Annotated in this window: 1 protein-coding gene; it reads left to right on the top strand. The window is 44.5% G+C overall.

The features are described 5' to 3' along the window. On the top strand, nt 1-5,264 hold a 5,264-nt coding region (locus tag ABW51_RS09335), incomplete at both ends, for a hemagglutinin repeat-containing protein (RefSeq protein ID WP_197271857.1).

Raw genomic sequence — 5,264 nt, 5'->3', positions numbered from 1 at the left:
TTTGACCCCCAAAGTGAAAATCAATCTACTTACAGCGTTGATGTAAGCCAATTGGGTGGAATGTATGCAGAGAAAATCCATTTAGTGGATAACGGTCAAGGCCTTGGTGTACGCAATGCGGGGCATATTGGTGCATCTGCGGGTGAGGTGAAGATTGATAGCCAAGGAAATATTGTCAACACGGGGCAGATTCAAGCAAGTGGTGATGTGAATACAACTGCAGCTGGCAGTAGCATTACCAATACAAAAGGCGCAGGCATGGTGTCTCGTGATGGCGCAGTGCAGGTCAAAGCCAAAGGTAAAATACAACAAGATGGCCAGATCTTGGCGAAGCAAAAAGCGGATGTGAAAGGGGATTCTTTAACACAGGGCGGCAGCGGTGAAATCGTTGGCGGCAATGTGCGTCTTGAAACTGCTGGTAAAGTGGTGAATCGCGGTTTAATTAATGCACGTAAGGCAGAAAAAAATGACAGTCCGGCAAAAACGTTAATTAAAAGCAGTGAAGTTCAAAATATCGGTACGGGACGCATCTATGGAGATAATGTCGCCTTAGGCGCAGCATTAATTGAAAACTTCGATGAAAAAGATGATGGGGGCAATCTGGCTTCCGGCGTGATTGCTGCGCGTGAACGCTTGGATTTAGGGGCGAAACGCATTGTAAATCAAAGTCGTTTTTATTCAGGCAATACGGATGATGCCACAGCGATACTGAGTTTTGGTGCATTCAATATTGGTTCGGCATTAAATGAAAATGATGAAGCAATAGGCAAGGCAGCATTGTTGCAAAATCGTAGTGCCTTGATGCAAGGCAAAGGCGGAAAATGGGTGGTAGCACAGATTGAACAAACCAACGACTTTTTTGAAACCGAACTGAAAACTGTCTCGGAAAAACCGGTGGATTGGCATTACATTGTGCCAAAAGGCGAATCGGAGGCAACTTTCCATATCGATAAACGTTTAGTTAAATGGTACAACAGCGTGCGAGGCAAAAATGGTTATCATGTTAAAGCGTTGCCTACCGAACTTAAAAAACCACATAACGGTGATGTGGTGTCATCCTTGTTGCCACCGGTAACAATTTGTGAAAATACCGACTGTGATATTCACCCTGAAACCTATTATCTACCGAGCGATCCGGCATGGCAGGCGTTTGGAATTCATACCCAACAACGGGCTAATGTAGAACGTATTTTAAGTCAAGCAAAAGTGCCCGTTGCACCGACTAAACCGACTGAACCTGCTAATTTATCCTCGTTGGATGAGGCAGCGAAAGTGGCATATCAAGCGCAATTAAAGGATTACGAACAGGTGCTTGCCAGCTATCAAACTGCTAAGGCGGAGTTTGATGAAAAAATCAAACCGCTTTATGTGCAATGGATGAAAGACAACCCGATGCAGTTTAAGGCGTTGTCGAACAAGATTGAGCAACATAACACAGCCATTGCAGCATATGCCGGTCAAAATATTGAGAATTTTTGGGAAACGAATGTAGATAAAGAGGTGATTCGCGCCACTACCGTAACGAAAACCCAACCGGGTAAAATCGTGATGGATGGTGAATTAACCGTAGATTCGGATAATTTCACTAACGGCAAATCACAAGTTTTGGTTGGCGGTGCATTGCGTTTGCTTCATGCCAAAATAGACAATATCAATGCACAAGGTGAGCAATACACGGATTTATATGGCGATAAACGATATGCTTATTTGCGTAAACGCAAATCTAAAAGCTCAAGTGGGCGCAATAAATACGACCGCCGTTATTCCGGTTATACAGCAGGATGGCTCTCTACCGATAAGAAAACTATTACATTACCGGTAGCGAATGTTTTTACGGATTATGCCTTTGAATCCAATGAGTTAGCCAACCAAGATAATAAAGGCATGAATGTGCCAACCTCATCTTTATATAAAATTAATCCGCAGGCGGACAATCAAGTGTTGATTGAAACCGACTCGCAATTTACCGATCGTAACAAGTGGTTGAGCAGCGATTATATGTTCAGGATGTTACGTACCGATCCGCAAAATATGTTAAAGCGTTTGGGCGATGGCTATTATGAGCAACAACAGGTACGCAACCAGTTAAATCATTTGACGGGACGTCCTCAAGACAGCCGCTACGCTACCTTTGAAGCGCAATATAAAGCATTGATGGACAATGCGGTGAGCGTGGCACAACAATTTCATTTAACTCTGGGTGTGGCGTTATCTGCCGAGCAAGTTAAAGCCTTAACCACCGATATTGTGTGGTTTGAGCCGCAGACGGTAACGTTAAAAGACGGCAACCAACAAAGGGTATTGGCGCCGAAAGTGTATTTGTCGAAATTCACACGTGATAATCTTCAAAAAGACGGTATTGACGGTTCAGCAACCTTGATTTCGGCGGAAAAGGTGCTGATTGAAACGAATAAAACCGTGAATAACCAAGGACAAATCGCGGCACGCTCACAAACGGTGGTTCAGGCGGGTAATATTCAAAATGATGGCAAAATCACAGCAAAACAGACCGCACTTTTTGCCGATAATCATATTGAAGGTAGCGGTCGTTTTGAGGCAGAAGAGGCACTCTTGCTCAATGCCAAAGCCATCACATTGAATTCCACAACGGCTACGGGCGAAGTCAACCGCGGGGATTACAGTCATCGCACAACGAAGATTGATCGCCAAGCGGCATTATATGTAAAAGGCGAGAATGGCAATCTCACGGTTGCGGCGGAAAACATTGCGTTAAATGCCGTCAATCTTATCAATGAGGGCAAAGGAAAAACACAACTTCATGCCACGCAAAACCTTGATTTAGGCACAGTAACGGAAGAAACCGAGCAACGTTTAGGTGGCAATAGCAATCATCGTAAACATGAGAAAAACAGCGCTGCACAAGCTACGCGGATGCACACACAAGGTGACGCTGTACTGAGTGCGAAAAATATCCATACCCAAGGTAGCGAACTGCAAGCAAAAGGCGCACTTCGTCTTCAGGCTACAGAAAACCTGACTTTAGGCACCAAAACCGATACTGCTACCCTTGAGGAATACCACAAAGATAAAACCAAACGTATCGGTGGCAGCGAAAGCCGAGAGAGTTATGTCAATCTTCAAGGTGAAATTCAACAAGGCACGCAACTTCACGGACAAACTGTCACTGCCACTGCAGGCAGAGATTTAACCGCCGTTGCCACGCAAGCCTATGCTGTAGAGAATATGGCGTTGTCGGCAGGCGGTAAGCTTAATGTGGAGGCTGCCACTAATCGTGAGCAACGCACAGAGTGGGATAAACACAAAAAATCGGGATTGACCGGCTCAGTTAAAAACAGCACTGCCCGAGTGGGGTATGGGCGTTCGAGCGATAATCTTGATGCAAAAGGCGATGATGAAACTGTCGTTGGCAGTCAATTTGTTGCAGAAAAAGGTAAGCTGACGCTAAATGCTCAAGAGGATGTGAATGTGAATGCCTCTCAGCTTATTTCAGGCGGCGATATGTTGCTTTCGGGTAAAAACGTAAATTTAAATGCCGTAAATGAACGACACGAAAGCAAGCAACATCGCCGTTATACCTCAAGCGGTATTGGCATGGGAGTGGTGTATGACCCAGTAGGTAAAGCGAGAGACAACTACCGTGAAAAAGAAGCTCAAGGTGCTACAAAGAGCGTTGTGGGTAAGGCTATGGGGGCATCTGATGCAGTTTCTGATTCCATAGAATCTATGGTGCGCGGTATACAACCTTATGCTAATCACAATCGTAGTGAATCACACAAATACAATCAAAAAACAGAAGCACAAACAACTTCACTTGAAGCGGGCGGTAAGCTGAATATTCATGCTAGAGAGGGCGATATTCGCACGCAAGGTAGTAGCATAAGTGCAGAAGGTGATGCGCTGTTTATTGCAGCTAAAAATGTCGATTTTGGTGTAGCAGTGCATACACAATCGCAACAAGCCTCGACAAAATCAAGTGGTTTTAGCTTAGATGGCACGGCGAAATATGTGGCAGGGGTGCATACACAGCGAGAAAATGGGGATACTAGTCTTCGTCAAGAGGTTGGTACCCAGATTTCCATTGGTGGTAAGAGCACTACAATTGCCGAGAAGGGTGATATTACTCTAAAAGGAACGACATTTGTCTCTAATGACAAAAATATCCTGCAAGCTAATAATGGCGATGTGAAATTACTGACAGCAGAAACAACGGATAGAAGCACTCAGATGCGCAAAGGGCATAGAGTAGGGGAGGCGGCTATCTCAGATACCGAGCGTTTCTTTGGTTATAATCGCACTAGAATGAATCAGGACGGAGAGCAGATTACGCATAAGGGTAGTCAACTTGCAAGTCTCAATAGCACAGTTGATGTGTATGCGGGTAAAGATTACCTACAAACAGCAAGTGAAGTTTTAGCCAAAGATAAGGTCAATATTAATGCTCAAAATATCATTATCAATAATGCAATTAATCACCAAGATAACAGCTATAGTGAGAGTGATTTAAAAATAGGTCAATTTAGTCGTGTAAAATCGCCAATCATTGATTTAATTAACACGATTGAAGGGGCGGTAAAAAATGACAAAGCCTCTGACCGCTTGAAAGCAGCAAATGTAATGAGTGTAGCTGCACAGGGTTATAACTTATATAACTCCATCAGTAAGATGGCGACAAAAGACCCGAAATCCAACACCTATTTACTTCGTGTTGAATCGGGTAGCGGTGTGGCACATAGCCGTCAAAGCCAAGAAGGGTTGGCTGATATTAGCGTAGGCAGTCGTATTAATGCGAAAGATATCAATCTGATTGCACGGGGAGATGACAAGCAAAAGGCGAATGAAAAAGGCGAACGTCAGCTTGGCAGTATCAATCTAACCCACACCGACCTCACCTCAAGAGATGAGCAAGGTAAGCGAATCCAAGACAGCAGCATCATGCTTACCGGCAATAAACTCAACATTCAAGCAGGGGAAACCCACACTCAATTTAAAGGGCGCAATCAAAGTGTAGGTGTTGAAGTTGGGATGGCGGCAACAGTAGGCGCCCAAACTGGTGTAGGTGTTTATGCACGAGTAGGCGGAAGCAGTGGCAAGGAAGATGGCGAAAGTAAAACTTACCAAGCGAGCCACTTAGAGGCACAAACCGTGACTTTAAACAGCCAAGGGGATACCACCCTACAGGGGAGTCAAATCAAAGGTAACACCGTTAATGCCAATGTGGGTGGCAAGCTCAACATTGAAAGTTTACAAGACGAAGAACGCTTTAAAACCAAATCAAGCGGAGG

The sequence above is a fragment of the Haemophilus sp. C1 genome (genome assembly GCF_001276515.1).
Taxonomy (GTDB): Bacteria; Pseudomonadota; Gammaproteobacteria; order Enterobacterales; family Pasteurellaceae; genus Haemophilus.
Note: the sequence above shows the minus strand (reverse complement) of the source record. Positions and strands in the feature narration are given on the sequence as shown.